Annotated in this window: 14 protein-coding genes and 1 tRNA gene; 8 read left to right on the top strand and 7 right to left on the bottom strand. The window is 72.8% G+C overall.

The window, feature by feature from the left end; all coding sequences use genetic code 11:
- Positions 1-376: 376 nt before the first annotated feature.
- From groL to SOM13_RS08395, 4 genes are all read right to left on the bottom strand, one after another.
- Entirely contained in the window at positions 377-1,996 is a 1,620-nt protein-coding gene (gene groL / locus SOM13_RS08410) for a chaperonin GroEL (RefSeq protein ID WP_055800382.1), read from the bottom strand.
- A gap of 175 nt (positions 1,997-2,171) precedes the next feature.
- Positions 2,172-2,741: a LytR C-terminal domain-containing protein gene (locus SOM13_RS08405; protein ID WP_320479419.1), complete on the bottom strand. Its 570-nt coding sequence runs from the start codon at positions 2,739-2,741 to the stop codon at positions 2,172-2,174.
- A 104-nt stretch (positions 2,742-2,845) separates the two neighbouring features.
- Positions 2,846-3,139, bottom strand: coding sequence for a DUF3263 domain-containing protein (locus SOM13_RS08400; protein WP_192061367.1), 294 nt, complete (start codon positions 3,137-3,139; stop codon positions 2,846-2,848).
- 76 nt (positions 3,140-3,215) lie between these two features.
- Entirely contained in the window at positions 3,216-4,220 is a 1,005-nt protein-coding gene (locus SOM13_RS08395; RefSeq protein ID WP_320479418.1) for a DUF2332 domain-containing protein, read from the bottom strand.
- A gap of 112 nt (positions 4,221-4,332) precedes the next feature.
- Here SOM13_RS08395 and msrB point away from each other — a divergent pair, with 112 nt between their 5' ends.
- Positions 4,333-4,755 carry a peptide-methionine (R)-S-oxide reductase MsrB gene (msrB, locus tag SOM13_RS08390; protein WP_192061365.1) on the top strand — a complete coding sequence of 141 codons (423 nt, stop codon included), beginning with the start codon at positions 4,333-4,335 and terminating at the stop codon, positions 4,753-4,755.
- 4 nt (positions 4,756-4,759) lie between these two features.
- The gene (locus SOM13_RS08385) at positions 4,760-5,320 is read left to right on the top strand and encodes a nitroreductase family protein (protein ID WP_192061364.1); all 561 of its coding nucleotides are present in this window, start codon (positions 4,760-4,762) and stop codon (positions 5,318-5,320) included.
- Positions 5,321-5,377: 57 nt separating this feature from the next.
- Here SOM13_RS08385 and SOM13_RS08380 read toward each other — a convergent pair whose 3' ends face one another.
- Positions 5,378-5,560, bottom strand: coding sequence for a hypothetical protein (locus SOM13_RS08380; RefSeq protein ID WP_192061363.1), 183 nt, complete (start codon positions 5,558-5,560; stop codon positions 5,378-5,380).
- A 163-nt stretch (positions 5,561-5,723) separates the two neighbouring features.
- Between SOM13_RS08380 and SOM13_RS08375 the strand changes: the two genes are divergently transcribed.
- Both SOM13_RS08375 and SOM13_RS08370 read left to right on the top strand, forming a co-directional pair.
- A tRNA-Thr gene (locus tag SOM13_RS08375) sits at positions 5,724-5,800 on the top strand.
- 323 nt (positions 5,801-6,123) lie between these two features.
- Positions 6,124-7,950: a family 16 glycosylhydrolase gene (locus tag SOM13_RS08370; RefSeq protein ID WP_320479417.1), complete on the top strand. Its 1,827-nt coding sequence runs from the start codon at positions 6,124-6,126 to the stop codon at positions 7,948-7,950.
- 4 nt (positions 7,951-7,954) lie between these two features.
- Here the strand turns inward: SOM13_RS08370 and SOM13_RS08365 are convergent, their stop codons facing one another.
- Positions 7,955-8,200 carry a hypothetical protein gene (locus SOM13_RS08365; protein WP_320479416.1) on the bottom strand — a complete coding sequence of 82 codons (246 nt, stop codon included), beginning with the start codon at positions 8,198-8,200 and terminating at the stop codon, positions 7,955-7,957.
- Between the two features lie 59 nt (positions 8,201-8,259).
- On the opposite strand from SOM13_RS08365, the gene SOM13_RS08360 reads away from it, so the two are divergent.
- The 4 genes from SOM13_RS08360 (at position 8,260) to SOM13_RS08345 (ending at position 13,762) form a co-directional block, all read left to right on the top strand.
- Positions 8,260-8,541: a hypothetical protein gene (locus SOM13_RS08360; RefSeq protein WP_192061360.1), complete on the top strand. Its 282-nt coding sequence runs from the start codon at positions 8,260-8,262 to the stop codon at positions 8,539-8,541.
- Positions 8,542-8,722: 181 nt separating this feature from the next.
- On the top strand, positions 8,723-9,745 hold the full coding sequence (locus SOM13_RS08355) for a 3-oxoacyl-ACP synthase III (protein WP_320479415.1): 1,023 nt from the start codon (positions 8,723-8,725) through the stop codon (positions 9,743-9,745).
- Positions 9,742-12,648: an alpha/beta fold hydrolase gene (locus tag SOM13_RS08350; protein ID WP_320479414.1), complete on the top strand. Its 2,907-nt coding sequence runs from the start codon at positions 9,742-9,744 to the stop codon at positions 12,646-12,648. The genes SOM13_RS08355 and SOM13_RS08350 overlap by 4 nt, the downstream gene beginning before the upstream one ends.
- Before the next feature lie 130 nt (positions 12,649-12,778).
- A complete protein-coding gene (locus tag SOM13_RS08345) occupies positions 12,779-13,762 on the top strand; it encodes an NAD-dependent epimerase/dehydratase family protein (protein ID WP_320479413.1) in 984 nt (327 codons plus the stop codon).
- Positions 13,763-13,971: 209 nt separating this feature from the next.
- Here the strand turns inward: SOM13_RS08345 and SOM13_RS08340 are convergent, their stop codons facing one another.
- Positions 13,972-17,472 (bottom strand): bifunctional proline dehydrogenase/L-glutamate gamma-semialdehyde dehydrogenase, encoded by a 3,501-nt coding sequence (locus SOM13_RS08340; protein ID WP_320479412.1) that lies wholly within the window; start codon positions 17,470-17,472, stop codon positions 13,972-13,974.
- Positions 17,473-17,672 lie beyond the last annotated feature (200 nt).

Raw genomic sequence — 17,672 nt, 5'->3', positions numbered from 1 at the left:
CCCGCCGCGCCCGCGGCGCCCGCGGCGCCCGCGCCCGCGGCGCCCGCCGTCGCACCCCACACCCCGAAACCCGCGCAACACCCGCATTTCTCGGGGTGCTACGCGGGTTTCGGGGTGCTGCGCGGCGTCGGGCGGGGTGCCGCGCGGGTCTCGGGGTGCTGCGCGGCTTTCGGGGTGCTGCGCGGCGTCGGGCGGGGTGCTGCGCAGGTCTCGGGGTGCTACGCGGGTTTCGGGGTGCTACGCGGCTTCGGGCGGGGTGCCGCGCGGGTCTCGGGGTGCTGCGCGGCTTCGGGCGGGGTGTCGTGGCGCACACGCCGAAGGGCGGCCCTCCCGGAGGAGAGCCGCCCTTGTGCGTGGTGCGGTGAAGCGGTGCGGACTAGAAGTCCATGCCACCCGTGGGGTCGCCGGCCGGGGCCGGGTTCTTCTCGGGCTTCTCGGCGACGACGGCCTCGGTCGTGAGGAACAGACCGGCGATCGAGGCGGCGTTCTGCAGCGCCGAGCGCGTGACCTTGGCGGGGTCGATGATGCCGGCGGCGATCATGTCGACGTACTCGCCGGTCGCGGCGTTGAGGCCGTGACCGATGGGCAGGCCGCGGACCTTGTCGGCCACGACGCCGGGCTCCATGCCCGCGTTGAAGGCGATCTGCTTCAACGGAGCGTCGATGGCGACACGGACGATGTTCGCACCCGTCGCCTCGTCGCCCTCGAGCTGCAGCTCGGCCAGAGCGGTCTTGCCGGCCTGGATGAGAGCGACGCCACCACCGGCGACGATGCCCTCTTCGACGGCGGCCTTGGCGTTGCGCACGGCGTCTTCGATGCGGTGCTTGCGCTCTTTGAGCTCGACCTCGGTCGCAGCGCCGGCCTTGATGACGGCGACGCCGCCGGCCAGCTTCGCGAGACGCTCCTGGAGCTTCTCACGGTCGTAGTCGCTGTCGGTCGCCTCGATCTCGCTGCGGATCTGACGCACGCGACCCGCGATCTGCTCGGGGTCGCCGGCACCCTCGACGATGGTCGTCTCGTCTTTGGTGATGACGACCTTGCGGGCACGACCGAGGAGGTCGAGCGTCGCGTTCTCGAGCTTGAGGCCGACCTCTTCGGCGATGACCTGACCACCGGTGAGGATCGCGATGTCCTGCAGCTGGGCCTTGCGACGGTCGCCGAAGCCGGGGGCCTTGACGGCGACCGACTTGAAGATGCCGCGGATCTTGTTGACGACCAGGGTCGCCAGCGCTTCGCCGTCGACGTCCTCGGCGATGATGAGCAGCTGCTTGCCGCTCTGGATCACCTTGTCGACGATGGGGAGGAGATCCTTGATGTTCGAGATCTTCGAGTTGACGATGAGCACGTAGGCGTCTTCGAAGACGGCCTCCTGGCGCTCGGGGTCGGTGACGAAGTACTGCGACAGGTAGCCCTTGTCGAAGCGCATGCCCTCGGTGAGCTCGAGCTCGGTGCCGAAGGTGTTGGACTCCTCGACGGTGACGACGCCCTCCTTGCCGACCTTGTCGATCGCCTCGGCGATCAGCGCGCCGATGGTGGGGTCAGCGGCGGAGATCGAGGCCGTGGCCGCGATCTGCTCCTTGGTCTCGATGTCCTTCGCGTCGGCGAGCAGCTGAGCCGAGACGGCCGCAGCGGCCTTCTCGATGCCGCGCTTCAGCGAGATGGGGTCGGCGCCTGCGGCGACGTTGCGGAGGCCCTCACGGACGAGCGCCTGAGCGAGCACGGTGGCGGTGGTGGTTCCGTCGCCGGCGACGTCGTCGGTCTTCTTCGCGACCTCCTTGACGAGCTCCGCACCGATCTTCTCGAACGGGTCGTCGAGCTCGATCTCCTTCGCGATGGACACGCCGTCGTTCGTGATGGTGGGGGCGCCCCACTTCTTCTCGAGCACGACGTTGCGACCACGCGGGCCGAGCGTGACCTTAACCGCGTCGGCCAGGATGTTCAGGCCACGCTCGAGGCCACGACGGGCCTCTTCGTCAAAAGCAATGATCTTAGCCATGTGTGTTTTTCGTCCCTCCCGGACGTCATGAAGCAGAAGCTTTGGCACTCACGTGTCGCGATTGCCAGTGACGATTCTGGCACTCGCCCGGTGAGAGTGCAAGTGACGTCGCGGGCGACCCGAGGAGGTGCGGTGCGCGGTGATCGCGACCCGCGCCTCCTCGGCCCGGTCGCCCTCAGGGCGTGTAGTCGGCGCCGAGCACGACCGTCACCGACGCGTTCGGGAACGCCGAGCTGACGGCCGTCGCCGTGACGCCGAGCGTCTGGGCGAGCCCGAGGGCGACCCCCTCGTCGGCGGCGTCGGCGTAGTAGACGGTCGAGGTCGTGGCCGAGGTGTCGCCCGCGTTTCCCTGGGTGGCGACGGTGTACCCGGCGGCCTCGAGGTCGGCGGAGGCGGCGGTCGCGAGACCCGCGGTCGACGTCCCGTTCAGCACCGCGATCGTGACGGAGGGGTCGACGTCGGCGGGGTCGGTCACGGGAGCCCCGGTCGGCGTCGCGGAGGCGGTGTCGTCGGGCGCCTCCGCCTCAGCCGTCTCGGTGACGGTCGTCGTGGGGGCGTCGAACTGGATGCTGTCGTTCAGCACGCCCAGGGCGACGACCCCGCCGCCCACCAGCACGCCCGTCGCGAGAGCGGCCCAGGCGAAGACGACCAGCCCACGGCCCCGCCTCGGGGTGGACCGGTGCGCGCCGACCCTCTGCAGATCGGCGGGCAGGTCGTCGAAACGGTCGCGGGGGAACTTCGGCATGTGCTGTCGGTCTTCTCTGGGTCGGCGGGCGTCGGTTCGGCGGGCGTCGGGCGCTCTGTCGGCGGGTCGGCGTGCAGCGGGGCGGCGGGTCGGCGGTCGGCGGGTCAGCGGGTCGGCGGCCCGAACGATCGGGTCGTGCGGGCGAGCGAGCGGGCGTCGCGGAGTCGGAGCAGACGCCCCACGAGCATCGGCGCGTAGGCCAGTGCAGCCGGTCGGTCTATGAGCGAGTTGAGCAGCTGCTGGTACCGGGCCGTCGAGAGACCGAGATCGCGTCGGATCACGGCCTCCTTCTGGCGCGCGGACCCCGTGGTGGACTGCTCGAGGTCGAGGATCGCGCGGTCGCGCTCGGAGAGCCCGATGACCGTCCCGTCGTCGCCAGTCGCACCGCTGTCGCCCATCACCCGCCCTCTCGATCGTCGTCATCCTACGGGCGGCCGCCTCCGGGCCGCCTCAGGCGCAGCCCTCCGCTCCGGGTCAGGAGGGGAGCAGCCGCACTCGCGTGCCGTGAGCGTCGCCGACGGCGAGGGCCCGGCCGTCGAGGGCGAGCGCGGCGAACCCGTCGCCCGGCGCGACGCCCTCCGGCACCTCCGCCACGACGTCGTGCAGCAGGTCGCGCCGCTCGTACGACACCCAGGTGGCGCCGAGGGCGCGCACGGCGTCGACGAAGGCCTGGCGCCGGCGACCGGGCAGGTAGACGAGCGTGCCGGTCGAGACCAAGACGAGCCGCGCGTCCGACGGGGCGGTCGCGGCCAGGGCGGCCAGCCCGTCGACGGCGTCGCCGCGGACGAGCCGAGGAGGCGCGCTCCGGGCGATCGCGACGGCCCGCCGCAGCAGATCCACCCGCTCCGACGGCCCGGGCGGCAGCGACGTCTCGAGCCACGAGACCGCGGCGGGGTCGGTGACGTCTACGGGGTCCAGGTCGAGACCGGCCCGCCAGACGATCTCGGGCAGCACGACCCGGCGAGGCCACTCGTCGTGCGGCAGCGGGGAGTCTCCGAGGTCGACGTCGAGCTCGACGACGACGTCGCTGTCGGCCGCGCCCCAGCGCGCCTGCTCGTCGCGGCCCGCGCCGCGGAGGTCGGCCCGGAACGCGTACCGGTCGGGGAACAGGCAGAGCCCCGCCGAGGCGCCGACCTCGAGCAGGGCCACCGGGCCCTCGAGCCTGGCCAGCGCGAGCGAGACCGGCCCGAGGCGGCGGACGTCGTTGACCTGGGTCGTCCGACGGGCGAGCTCGGCGAGGAGGGCGTCGGGGTGGGCGAGCATCCACTCCCGGAGGCGCGGCCACGGTGCGAGGGGGGCGCCCAGCCAGCGCGACACGGCGAGCACGAGGGCGGGCTGGCGCCGCGCCTCCGGAGCCCTCTCGATCAGCGCGAGCACGTCGAGGTCGCCGGCGATGCCGAGCGACCACTCGGCGTACAGAGGGGACTGCTCGCGGGCGGACGCGTCGGCGTGGCCGCGGAACCGGTCGGCGAGGAGCATGCCGTGATTCTAGGGAGGACGGGGCTGCGACGGGCCGGCGCCGGTGCCGCCCTGGAATGACTGTCGGGGGGACCGTGTTGAATGGGGAGTCCCGAGAACTGAGGAGTCACCCGTGTCGTACAAGGTCGAGAAGTCCGAAGAGCAGTGGCGAGCAGAACTCGGCCCCGAGCAGTACGCCGTGCTGCGCGAGGCCGCGACCGAGCGCCCGTGGACGGGCGAGCTGCTCGACGAGAGCCGCGCCGGCGTCTACGCCTGCGCCGCCTGCAACGCCGAGCTGTTCAAGAGCGGCACCAAGTTCGACAGCAACTGCGGCTGGCCGAGCTTCTACGAGTCGGTGAACCCCGAGGCCGTGCAGCTGATCGACGACGACAGCCTCGGCATGACCCGCACCGAGGTGCGGTGCGCGAACTGCGGTTCGCACCTGGGCCACGTCTTCCCCGACGGCTTCGGCACGCCGACCGGCGACCGCTACTGCATGAACTCCGTCTCGCTCAGCTTCCGCGAGGGCGACGACGCCTCCTCCACCGCCGAGTGACCAGGTGAGCACCGTCGCGGCTGCGGCCGCCCGGCGTCGATCGCGGTCGAAGGTCACCGACGACGCCCCCGATCACGAGCAGCTCGTCGCAGCCGTCGAGGCGGCGGCGACCGTCGCCGACCACTCGTCGATGCGCCCCTGGCGGCTCATCGAGCTGAGGGGCGACGACCGCCGACTGATCGGCCGGTCGCTGGCGGCGGCCGACGGCGCCGTGGGCAAGGACGCCGAGAAGCTCGAGCAGAAGTCGCTGCGGGCACCGCTGGTCGTCGCGGTGGTCTCGTCGCCGAAGCCCAGTCGCAAGGTGCCCGAATGGGAGCAGGAGAGCGTCGCCTCGGGTGTCGCCCACCTGCTGTCGCTCGTGCTCGACGACGAGGGCTGGGGCGTCTTCTGGCGATCCGGCACGCACACCCGGGCCCCCGAGGTCCAGGCGGCGCACGGTCTGACGGGCGACGAGAAGCTGCTGGGCTGGCTCTACGTCGGGGGTCGCGATCGGCCGCGCGACGCCGACAAGCCGCGCAAGCGCGTCGAGGTCGATCGGCATCTGAGCGGCCCGCCCCGCCCGTGACACGACGAGACCCCGGTGCCGAGGCACCGGGGTCTCGTGGTCTGCGACCCTAAGAGGTCACCAGGTCTTCTGGCTGGTGCCCACGAACGTGATCGGCAGCCAGAACGAGCCGGTCATGGCGACGATGCCGGCGAAGAAGATGATCGCGTTCGGCTCGCCCGACCCGAACGAGTAGGCGAACAGCGCGAAGCTGATCAGCAGCAGCACGATCGAACCGATGGCGGTCAGGATGTTGGTCATGGGGGCTCCTCGTGATCCGGGCCGGGCGACGGCCGACGCCGTCTCCCCCTACTTCACCACTGATGACCTCTCTCGCGCCAATCGCGGGCGCGAAGATGCACTGCGTGCGCCCATTCCGGGCCGCTCCCGACCTCGCCGCCGGGCTTGTAGGGTGGTGGAGTCAGCCGCCTTGGCGCAGTCCGGTAGCGCAGTGCTCTTGTAAAGCGAAGGTCGTCGGTTCGAATCCGACAGGCGGCTCCATTCAGAAGGCCCCGATCGTCCGCGATCGGGGCCTTCCGTCGTCCGCCGCGCCTCCATCCGGGCCCCTCCGCCTGGGAGTCCGAGACGTCTCGCGTCGACAGGGGTACAGGGAGGAGGACAGACGCCCTGTCGCTCCCCCCAACGAGGGCGACCCGTCTTGGGGATGACGGCATCCGTCCCCCGAGCGCACACTGGACGCGCCCCGAGGAACCCGAAGAACCGCGGGGCGCTGTACCCCATCGAGCGATCGATGGGTCGCGCCAGATCCACCCCCCGATGCACCCGCTCGCCCTTCCGAAATCCCAAGGAAGGCACACCGCGACATGGTCACACGGACATACTCACGATCGCTGCCGATCGGCGCCACGATGATCGCCGGCGCACTCCTCGCGACGGCTCTCGTCGCGACGGGCACGCAGAGCGCCTCGGCCGCCACCGGTTCGATCATCGCGGGCAAGACGGCCACGGACGCGGCGGCCGCCTCGAAGACCCTGCTGACCGGGAACCTCGCGGGGTGGACGCAGAACTTCAAGGACGACTTCACGACCCCCATCGCCCAGGGCGGGTTCCCCGGTCCGTACGCGAAGCAGTGGATGAGCTACGACGGCTTCGGCGACACCTGGCAGATCGGTCGCTACGAGTCCGACATCCTCTCCGTGCGCGACGGGTTGCTCGACATGCACCTGCACACCGGCTCCGACGGCGTGCCGCGGGCCGCCGCACCCGTGCCCCTGATGAACGGCCAGTGGGGCGGCCAGACCTACGGGCGCTACAGCATCCGGATGAAGGCCGACGCCCTGCCCGGCTACGGCACGGCCTTCCTCCTCTGGGACGACGCCGAGACCTGGGCGAACGGCGAGATCAACTTCCCCGAAGGCAGCCTGGACGGCTCGACCAAGGCCTTCAACCACCAGCTCGGCACGCCGTGGAACAACGACCTGGCCGTCGACACGCACACGTCGTACACCGACTGGCACACCTACACGATCGACTGGACGCCGAAGAAGATCAGCTACCTGCTCGACGGCATCGTCGTGGCGTCGACCACGACGAACATCCCCAAGACGCCCATGCACTGGGTGCTGCAGACCGCGACCAACGGCACGAAGCCGGACGCGAAGGTCGACGGCCACCTCCAGATCGACTGGGTCAGCCAGTACGCGTACACGCCCGGCAGCCCTGCCACCGTCAGCGTGCCGACCGCACCGGCCCGACCGACGCCGACCCCGACGCCTGCTCCGGCCCCGGCTCCCGCCCCGACCCCGGCCCCTGCCCCTGCCCCGGCTCCCGCTCCTGCTCCTGCTCCGGCCCCGGCCCCGGCCCCTGCCCCTGCTCCCGCTCCTGCCCCGGCGCTGAAGACCCTGACCGCCCCCGTGCCGAAGATCGTCGGCAAGACCACCGTGGGCGCGACGCTCACCGCCCAGACCGGCACCTGGACGAGCGGCACCGCGCTGACCCACCAGTGGCTGCGCAACGGCACGGCCATCGCCGGGGCCGCACGAGCGAGCTACGTCACGACCGCGGCGGACGCCGGCAAGAAGATCACCCTCGTCGTGACGGGCAGGAAGACCGGATACACGACGGCGTCGAAGACCTCGGCGGCCGTGGCCGTCACGCCCGCTCCTCTGGCGAGTGCGACGCCGGCGGTGACGGGGACGCCGAAGGTCGGCGGCAAGATGGGCACGAAGACCGGCACCTGGACGGCGGGCACGTCGTTCTCGTACCAGTGGAAGAGCGACGGCAAGTCGATCTCACGTGCCACGGCGCCGACCTACGTGCCCACGGCCTCCGACGCGAACCGAGCGCTGACGGTCGTCGTCACCGGCACCAAGCCGGGGCACACCGCGGTCGCCCGCACCTCGAAGGCGGCGACGGTCGTCCCGTTGCGACTCACCGCCCCGGCCCCCGCCATCTCGGGTTCGGCTAAGGCCGGCAGCACGCTCACCGCCAAGAAGGGCACCTGGACCGCGGGCACCGCAGTGACGCTGCAGTGGACGCGCGACGGCAAGGCGATCGCCGGCGCCACGGGCCTGACGTACCGCACCAGGGCGTCGGACGTCGGTCACGAGATCCGCGTCAAGTCGACGGGCTCGAAGGCCGGGTACTCGCCGGCGGCTCGGTGGTCGGCAGCTCTGGTCGTCCGCCGCTGAGGACTCAGCCCTGACGTGCGGCGTCCCGGCGGCCGTAGCGCGACCACCAGACGAGGTCGGCGACGCCCTGCGCGATGAGCAGCAGGGCGACGACCAGCACCACGTAGGCCACCGGCTCGACCGGGCGACCCGACGTCAGCGTGGCGATCTGGACGACGAGGCCGAAGACGCCGAGCGCCGCCTCGAGGACGGGAGGGAGGACGCTGCCCGTCTTGGTCAGGATCCAGAAGGGTCGGCGCGGGGTGCTCATGCGTCGAGGCTACCCCGGGGCGCGGGACCGCAGGAGGCGCGCGAGACTACCCTTGTGGGATGCGTGAGAAGACGGTCCGGGTCGACCCCGACGTGCCGAACTGGCTGCTGACCAAGCAGGGTGGTCGCGTGCTGCCCGTCGTCACCGTCGTCTGCGCCCTGATCGTCGTCGCGAGCATCGTCGCGGCCCTGCTGGTCGGAGGCGGTTCGGTCACCGTCGTCACCGTCGTCGTGCTGCTCGCCGCGGCCGGGGCGATCGCCTGGGCCGTCGCCGACCTCGTCTGGTGGACGCGCGGCGGTCGTCGCGCCGTCGTCCGTCTGCCCCGCGACCCCCGCGGATGACGTCCGAACATGCCCCGATCGGCATGTCTGTGCCCCGGCAACCTGGCAACCGCTCAGAGACGGGAGCCGTAAACTCGTCAGGATGCATCGATTCGATGCCACGATCTCCCGGCCCTGATCGTCACTGCTCGTTCAGCCGCGCCGGCATACGCCTACCCAGACAATTCGACAGGGAGTTCCGGTGAACGGAAACGCCACGACCCGGCACAGCAACGCGGCGTTGCTGTCGGTCGCCAGCACGATGGCCGAACGGGTCACCACCTCCGAGAGCATCGACGAGAAGCTGCGACCCGTCCTCAAGCGCCTCCGCATGCCGACCGGTCTCCTCCAGCGCGTCGCCGGCGTGCACGAGCGCCGCAACTGGGGCCCAGACCAGAGCTTCGACGTCGCGGCCATCGACGCGGGCAAGCGCGCCCTCGCCGAGGCCGGCGTCCGACCCGACCAGGTCGGCCTGCTGATCAACACGTCCGTCACGCGCCCGCACCTCGAGCCGTCCGTCGCCGTCCGCCTGCACCACGGGCTCGGGCTCCCGTCGTCGGCGACCAACTTCGACATCGCGAACGCCTGCCTCGGCTTCGTCAACGGCATGACCCTCGCCGCGCAGCTGATCGACGCCGGGCAGATCGACTACGCCGTGATCATCGACGGCGAGGACGCCGACGACGTCCAGGTCAACACGATCGACCGCCTGCTGACCGAGGGCTTCGACCGCGACGACTTCATGAGCGAGTTCGCGAGTCTCACCCTCGGCTCCGGTGCCGCCGCCGCGGTCATCGGCCGAGCCGACCTGCACCCCGAGGGCCACCGCATCCTCGGCGGTGTGACCCGCGCCGCGACCGAGAACTACGACCTCTGCGTCGGCAGCGTCGACGGCATGTTCACCGACGCCAAAGCCCTGCTCAAGCGCGGCATGGAGCTCGTCGTCTCGGCCTGGCGCGAGGCCAAGCCCGAGTGGAACTGGCAGGGCATGGACCGCTACGTCATGCACCAGGTCAGCGACGTGCACACCAACGCGTTCGTCAAGGCGGCCGGCATCGACCGCAAGCGCGTGCCGCTCACCTACCCCACCCTCGGCAACGTCGGCCCCGCGTCGATCCCCATCACGCTCGTGGAGGAGTCCAAGACCCTGTCGCGCGGCGACCGGGTGCTGCTGATGGGAGTGGGCTCGGGCATCAACACCGCGATGATGGAGCTCGCCTGGTGAGTCGCCTCCCCCGCGCCGCACGGTCGACCGCACCGGCCCTGCTCCCGCCCGACGGGCTCGCAGGGCTCGACCCCGCGTGGTCGCGTCTCGTCGACGTGCCGTACGGACTCGGCTCGCACCGCGCCTCCCGACGCTGGCACGTGCTCGACAACGCCAAGGCGCTGGCCCGGCTCGACGTCGAGCCGGTCGGCACCATCCTGTGCGTGCACGGCAACCCGACCTGGTCGTACCTCTGGCGCGAGCTCGTCGCGGCCACCGTCGAGACGGCCTCCGCCGGCGGACCGGCCTGGCGGGTCGTCGCCGTCGACCAGCTCGACATGGGCTTCTCCGAACGCACCGGTTCACCGCACACCCTCGCGCGCCGCGTCTCCGATCTGGGCGACCTCACCGAGGCGCTCGGCGTCGAGGGCCCCGTCGTCACGCTCGGTCACGACTGGGGCGGCGTCGTCTCGATGGGCTGGGCGGTGGACCACCCCGAGATGCTGGCCGGTGTGATGCTGCTCAACACGGCGATCCACCAGCCGCGCGGCGTCCCGATCCCCGCTCCGCTCCGACTCGCACTCGCCCGGGGCGTGCTCGGGCGCGCGACGGTCGGCACGACGGCGTTCGTCGACGTGACGCTCGCCCTCGGTCACCCGCCGCTGCCGGCCGAGGTGAAGCAGGCCTATCGCGCCCCGTACCGCACCGCAGCCCGTCGCGGGGGCATCGGCGCCTTCGTGGCCGACATCCCGGTCGACGCCGACCACGAGAGCGCACCCGAGCTGAACCGCATCGCCGAGGCGCTGCGCGAGGTGCCGGTGCCGGCGCTCATGCTGTGGGGGCCCCTCGACCCGATCTTCGGCGACCGCTACCTCGACGATCTCATCGAGCGTCTGCCGCACGCCGACGTGCACCGCTCCGAGGGCGCCGGTCACCTGCTCGCCGAGGACGTCGACTACGCCGCGGCCGTGCTCACCTGGCTGGGCGACCGGCTCCCCGACGGCTCGCCACCCGCCGAGCCCACCGTCGACGGCGCCGTCGCGGGGGCCGAGACTCCCGGCGACCCGTCGACCCCGGCAGGCCCCGGGCGGCTCGACGGCGCCGGCGCGACCGGTGCCGCTGCGGCGAAGAAGGCCGTCGAAACGGGGGCCGACGAGGCCACGGCCGCCGCTGCGGCGGCATCCGCCGAGCACGTCGCCGAGGAGGCGCGGGTCGACTCCTCTCAAGACCGCCCGCTCTGGTCTTACCTCGACGCTCTGGCCGACAGCTCCGACACCGCACTGATCGAGATGGTGCCCGCCGGGTCGGACGGCCCCCGGTCCGTCAGCTGGCGGCTGCTCTCCCGCCGGGTCCGCGAGATCGCCCTCGGGCTCCGCAAGCACGGCGTCCGCCCCGGCGACCGCGTCTCGCTGCTCGTGCAGCCCGGTGCCGACCTCACCGCGGTGCTCTACGCCTGCCTCCGTCTCGGGGCCGTGGTGGTCGTCGCCGACGCCGGTCTCGGGGTCCGCGGGCTGACCCGCGCCGTCCGCGGGGCGTGGCCCGACCACGTGATCGGGCAGCTGCCCGGTCTCACGGCCGCGCGAGCCCTCGGCTGGCCCGGTCGCGTGATCTCGACCACGCGCCTCCCGGGGGTCACGAGACGCGCCCTCGGCGTCGAGACGTCGCTGCCCGAGATCGCCGCGCTCGGTCGTCGCGCGCACGAGGCCCTCGCCGAGCTGCCCGAGTCGCCCACCGGCGACGCCGAGGCCGCCATCCTCTTCACCTCGGGCTCGACCGGCCCCGCCAAGGGCGTCGTCTACCGCCACCGGCAGCTGACCGCGCTGCGCGACGCCCTCGCCGCCCAGTACGGCGTCGGGCCGGGCACCGGGCTCGTCGCCGGCTTCGCGCCGTTCGCCCTGCTCGGACCCGCCCTCGGGGCGACGAGCGTGACACCCGACATGGACGTCACGAAGCCCCGCACCCTGACGGCGCGCGCCGTGGCCGCCGCGACGGCCGCCGTCGACGCGACCGTGGTGTTCCTCTCCCCCGCCGCGCTGACCAACGTGGTCGCCACCTCCGGCGAGCTGACCTCCGCCGACCGCGCGGCGCTGGCCGGGGTCGAGACGTTCCTGTCGGCGGGTGCGCCCGTGTCGGAGTCGCTGCTCGCCGCCGCCGGCGACCTGATGCCCGGCGCGACCCCGCACACCCCCTACGGCATGACCGAGGGGCTGCTGCTGACCGACATCACGCTCGAGGGGGTCCGTGCGGCGACCGCCGACCGCGCCGCGCGCCTGGCCGACGGCGCCACCGACGCCGGCGGTGTCTGCGTGGGGCTGCCCGGCGCGACCACGACGGTGCGGATCGCCGCTCTCGACGAGGCGGGCCGCGCCTCCTCGGAGTTGATCGCCGAGCCCGGCGTCACCGGCGAGATCGTCGTCTCGGCCGCGCACGTCGAAGACCACTACGACCGGCTCTGGCTGACGCACCGCGCCAGCCGTCGCGGGTCGACCACGACGAGCCGCTGGCACCGCACCGGCGACGTCGGCCACCTCGACGAGCAGGGCCGCCTCTGGGTCGAGGGGCGACTGCCGCATGTGATCACGACGGCGAGCGGCGTGCTGACCCCGGTCGCGTCCGAGCAGGCGTCGGAGGCGCGGGCCGGCATCGCCCGCGCGGCCGTCGTCGGCGTCGGCCCGGCCGGCACCCAGCAGGTGGTGGTGGTCGCCGAGACCGTGCCGCCCGCCCGCCGTGCCGGTCTCGCGTCGGCCGCACTCGCCGCCGAGATCCGCCACGTCGTCGGCGCGGCCTCGGGTCGACCCGTCGCCGCCGTCCTCGTCGTGCCGGCGCTGCCGACCGACGTGCGTCACAACAGCAAGATCGACCGCTCACGCCTCGCCGCCTGGGCGACGTCCGTGCTCTCGGGCGACAGGATGCGCCGCCCGTGAAGGTGCTGGTCGCCTCAGCCGGGCGAACCCGGGCGGGTTCGGCTGAGACGGGCGCGTGGACGCGCCCGTTCGCGCCGAACGCGCCCGCCTCCGCCGCCGGCACGCCTCTCCCGAGCGACGGACGCCGCCCGTGAGGGTCCTCGTCACCGGGGCCAGCGGGCTGCTCGGCGGTGCCGTCGCCCGTGCGATCGCCGCGGCCGGGCACGAGGTCACGACGTTCCAGCGTCGGCCGTCCGGTGTGACCGGGGTCCGCGACGCGCTCGGCTCGATGACCGACCCGGCAGCGGTCGCCGCCGCCGTCGAGGGGCAGGAGGCGGTGGTCCATCTGGCCGCGAAGGTCTCGCTGGCCGGCGCACCCGCCGAGTTCGAGGCCGTCAACGTCGGCGGCACGCGGTCGCTGATCGCGGCGATGCGCGCCTCCTCGGTGCCCCGCCTCGTATTCGTCTCGTCGCCGTCGGTCGCGCACGCCGGCTCGTCCATCGTCGGAGACGACGCCGCTCCCGCCTCGCCGAGCCGGGCCCGCGGCCACTACGCCCGCACGAAGGCGGCGGCCGAGCTCGTGGCGCTGCAGGCGGCGGGCGACGATCTGCGCGTCGTGGCCGTCCGCCCGCACCTGGTCTGGGGGCCCGGCGACACCCAGCTCGTCGCCCGCATCGTCGATCGCGCGCGCTCGGGTCGACTGCCGCTGCTCGGCCACGGGGCGGCGCTGATCGACTCGATCTACGTCGACAACGCGGCGTCCGGCATCGCCGCGGCGCTCGAGCGGGTCGACGCCGTCAGCGGCGGGGCGTACGTGCTCACCAACGGCGAGCCGCGCACGGTGGCCGACCTGATGGCGGGGATCTGTCTGGCGGCCGGTGTTCCGGCACCGCGCCTCCGGGTTCCGGCGGGGGTGGCACGGGGCGCCGGGTCGCTCGTCGAACGGGTCTGGGCCGTGCGCCCGGGAGCCGACGAGCCGCCGATGACACGGTTCCTGGCCGAGCAGCTCTCGACCGCGCACTGGTTCGATCAGCGGCGCACTCAGCACGACCTGCAGTGGACGCCCGCCGTCGGGGTCGACGAGGGCCTGCGGCGGCTCGCGGCCTGGTACGCCGCCGGGCAGCCCGCGGTCTGATCTGCGGGGCTCGCCCCGGGGCCGTGCGGCTCGCCCCGGTCTGTTCGGCGGGCCGCGGGCTGTGGGGCGCGCCTGCGCCTCAGGCTGTTGGGCGGGTCCCCGTCATCGGCGGCGGGTCAGCGCTGACCCGCCGCCGATGACACCGACCCGCCGCACCACGCTCAGACGACCGCGTCGCACCACGCTCAGACGACCGCGTCGCACCACGCTCAGATGACCGCGTCGCTCCACGGGTCGGGGTTGCCGAACCGGTGCGCCGTGATCGCGACGGCCTGCTCGCGGAGGAACGGCAGCAGCTCGAGCCGCCCCGTCGGCGTCACCGAGGCGTCGAACACGGCCACCGACGGGTCTCCGCCGAGAGCCGACGACAGAGCCGAGGAGGCGCGGGTCGGGTCGCCCGCAGCCGTCACCAACCGCACGCGCTCGGTCCGCAGACCCCCCGCGCGCACCCTCTCGAGCCAGAACGCGTCGTCCTCGTGCGTGACGGAGCCCGCCGAGAGGCCCAGCGCCGAGACGAGCGCCGTCGGCAGCTCGATCGCCGACGAGACGGTGACCGGGGCGCCCGACCGGAGACCGGCCAGCAGCACCCGCACGACGGCCACGGGATCGGCGCCGTCGGCCGCCCGCACCGTGACCGGCAGGGGCCGGTAGCGCAGCAGGTCGCGTTCGAGTCCGAGTCGGCTGACATCGCGGGCGACGCCGAACTCGGTCGCCCAGTAGTGCTCGTCGGAGGCGGCGGCGGCACGCAGGTCGTCGTGGGCCGATGCGCTCGACGCCCCGAGCAGCGGCGTCGAGGCCTCGACGGCGGCCAGGACAGCCGAACCGGGGCGCGCCTCCTGGGCTTCGACGAGCGGGGTCGGCCGCCACGAGCCGAGGTGGACGAGGTAATTGGGCCCGCCGGCCTTCGCGCCGGCGCCGACGGACGACTTCTTCCAGCCGCCGAACGGCTGGCGCCGCACGACGGCACCGGTGATGCCCCGGTTGACGTAGAGGTTGCCGGCCTCGACGGCGTCGAGCCAGATCTCGAGCTCGGCGGGGTCGAGGGTGTGCAGACCCGCCGTGAGACCGTAGTCGGTGGCGTTCTGCAGCCGGATCGCCTCGTCGAGGGTGGCGGCGGTCATGATGCCGAGCACGGGCCCGAAGTACTCCGTCAGGTGGAACTCGCTGCCGGCCGCGACACCCGATCGGACGCCGGGCGACCAGAGCCGACCCGTCTCGTCGAGCTGCTTCGGCTCGACCAGCCACGACTCGCCCGCGCCGAGCGTCGTCAGCGCCCGCTCGAGCTTGCCGTGCGCGGGCTCGACGATCGGGCCCATCTGCGTGGTCGGGTCGGACGGCAGCCCCACCCGCATCGTCGACGCGGCGTCGACGAGCTGACGACGGAACCGCTCGGAGGTGGCGACCGAGCCGACCAGGATCACGAGACTCGCCGCCGAGCACTTCTGCCCCGCGTGACCGAACGCCGACTTGATCACGTCGGAGGCCGCGAGGTCGAGGTCGGCGCTCGGGGTGACGATGATCGAGTTCTTGCCGCTGGTCTCGGCGAGCAGGGGCAGGTCGGTGCGCCAGCTGGTGAACAGCGCGGCCGTCTCGAAGGCCCCCGTGAGGATGACGCGGTCGACCGACGGGTGCGACACGAGGTGCCGCCCGAGGTCGCCCTCGTCGACGTCGACCAGGGTGAGCACGTCTCGCGGCACGCCGGCGTCCCAGAGGGCCTGCACCATGACCGCGCCGCAGCGCTTGGCCTGACCGGCCGGTTTGACGACGACGCTGCTGCCCGCGGCGAGCGCGGCGAGGGTCGAGCCGGCGGGGATCGCGACGGGGAAGTTCCACGGCGGGGTGACGAGCGTGAGGCGTTCGGGCACGAACTCGGCGCCGTCGACGGAGTCGAGCTCCTCGGCGAGGTGGGCGTACCAGTTGGCGAAGTCGATCGCCTCGCTGACCTCGACGTCGCCCTCGGCGATGGTCTTGCCGGTCTCGCTCGCCGCGACCTCCATCAGGTCGGCCCGCCGGGCGGAGAGCATCGCGGCGGCGTCGCGGAGGACGACGGCCCGACCCGCGCCTCCTCGTGCCGCCCAATCGGAGGAGGCGGCGACCGCGGTGTCGAGCAGGGCGTCGAGCGTCGCCTCGTCCGTGACCCGGGCGGCCTCGATCAGGTCGACGCCGAGCGTCGAGTCGGCCGAGCGGGCGGCGATGCCGCGACCCCAGCTGCGGTTCGCGGCGAGCGCGGGGTCGGTGTCGGGCTCGTTCTCGAAACCGCCGCCGGCCGGGCGCGGCTCGAGGGCCTGCGCGGGGTCGAGTCGGCTCTGCACCCGGTGCGGAGCGGGCACGACGCCGTCGACGGCCGCCAGCGAGGCGAGGAACCGCCCCTTCTCGCGCTCGAACATGGCCTCGTTCGAAGCGAGCTCGAAGACGGCCGACATGAAGTTCTCGCTCGACGCGTTCTCTTCGAGGCGTCGGATGAGATAGCTGATGGCGACGTCGAACTCGCGGGGGTGCACGACCGGCGTGTAGAGCAGCAGCCCGCCGACGTCGGCCTTGACGAGCTCGGCCTGACCCTCGGCCATGCCGAGCAGCATCTCGAACTCGATGCGGTCGCCGACCCCGCGGGCCTCGGCGAGCAGGTGCGCGAAGGCGATGTCGAAGAGGTTGTGACCGGCGACGCCGATCCGCACGGCGCGGGTGCGCTCGGGGGTGAGCGCCCAGGTCAGCACCCTCTTGTAGTTCGTGTCGCTGTCCTGCTTCGTGCCGTAGGTGGCGAGGGGCCACTCGTGGACGGTGGCGTCGACGGTCTCCATGGCGAGGTTCGCGCCCTTGACCACGCGCACCTTGATGGCCGCGCCGCCCGCGTCGACCCGGTCGGTCGCCCACTCGGTGAGCCCCTGCAGGGCGCCGAGCGCGTCGGGCAGATAGGTCTGCAGCACGATGCCGGCCTCGAGGTCGCGGAGCTGCGGCTGGTCGAGGAGGCGCGTGAAGACCGCGATCGTCAGGTCGAGGTCGCGGTACTCCTCCATGTCGAGGTTGATGAACTTCGGCTCGCGAGAGCGGGCGGCCAGTTCGTAGAGCGGGGTCAGCTTCTCGACGACGCGCTCGACGGTCTCGTCGAAGGCCCACATCGAGAGCTGGCTGACGATCGACGAGACCTTGATCGACACGTAGTCGACGTCGTCGCGGGCGAGCAGCGCCCGGGTGCCCGCGAGCCGGTGCTCGGCCTCGGCGTCGCCGAGCACTGCCTCGCCGAGCAGATTGAGGTTCAGCCGCGTGCGGTCCTGCTTGATCGAGGCGATCGCCTTGCCGAGCCGGGCGGGGCGGGCGTCGGCGACGAGGTGCCCGACCATGCCGCGGAGCACGCGGCGGGCGATCGGCACGACGACGCCGGGCAGCACGGGCGCCATGACGCCGCCGAGGCGGACGGCGCTGCGCATGTGCCACGGCAGGAACGACGGAGCCTGCTTGGCGAGGGTCGCCAGGTTGCGGGCGGCGACGCCGAGGTCTTCGGGGCGGACGACGCGATCGACGAAGCCGATCGTGAAGGCGAGACCCGATTCGTCTTTCAGCACCTGCGCGAGCAGATGGGCCGAGCCGGTGCTCGGGGCCGCGGAGGCCTCGTGCGCCCAGCGGCGTGCGACGGCGACGGCGTCGTCGCCGATGCCGACGGGCAGGAGCTGTTCAGCGGTGGACGGCCCCGCCGTCTCGTCGAAGGTGGTCATGGGATGAATGTAGAGCGGAACTTGCCACGCGGCAAGGTTTGACATCTGCTCGTAACACGAGGCCGTCCGCTCGGCTGTCCACCGGCCGTCGGTCGATGTCCGGTCGATGTCCACAGCTGACGGAATATCACTGGCGGTGAGGGGCGGACCGCGCTACCTTGAGCGCGTCCGGGGCCGCTCCCCGGAAACCGGCAGCGAGC

It is taken from the genome of Frigoribacterium sp. CFBP9030 (genome assembly GCF_034045195.1).
Lineage (GTDB): Bacteria > Actinomycetota > Actinomycetes > Actinomycetales > Microbacteriaceae > Frigoribacterium.
This window is presented reverse-complemented; position numbering and strand designations above follow the sequence as displayed.